This is a genomic window from Pseudoalteromonas sp. MER144-MNA-CIBAN-0113, from assembly GCF_040308965.1.
Classification (GTDB): Bacteria; Pseudomonadota; Gammaproteobacteria; order Enterobacterales; family Alteromonadaceae; genus Pseudoalteromonas; species Pseudoalteromonas tetraodonis.
The window spans coordinates 1-429 of sequence record NZ_JBEOOG010000213.1 but is presented as its reverse complement, the minus strand read 5'-3'; the positions used below and the strand labels follow the sequence as shown (position 1 = coordinate 429).

Here is a 429-nt window from a genome sequence, read left to right as displayed (position 1 = left end):
AATTATATGAGCTGGAAATAAATTCGCACTTATGTACATTATTCATAATCTCTAAATAATTTACATAGCATCACAAACTCTACTCTAATTTATTCTTTAATTTTCAATGGTTTGTTATCGGCATGCATTATGCTGTTTAACTGTGTGTTTCGAATATATTTTTCAAGAAAAAGGAGATCTCAATGAGTACATTACAAACAAGCACACGTTTACAAGGCAAAAAAATTGCAATTTTAGCCACTGATGGGTTTGAGCAAAGTGAGCTTTTATCTCCACGCAGCGCATTACTTGATGCCGGTGCAAACATCGAAATAGTATCAATTAAAGAAGGCCAAATTACGGGCTGGGATGAAGATAAGTGGGGCGATAAAGTAACAGTAGATAAACTAGTTACAAACGCAGACCCCGCCGATTACGACGCGCTTATGC

Annotated in this window: 1 protein-coding gene; it reads left to right on the top strand. The window is 36.1% G+C overall.

What is annotated here, in order from left to right:
• Positions 1-182 precede the first annotated feature (182 nt).
• The coding region (locus AAEY57_RS19445; RefSeq protein ID WP_350608599.1) for a DJ-1/PfpI family protein at positions 183-429 on the top strand (247 nt) is incomplete at its 3' end.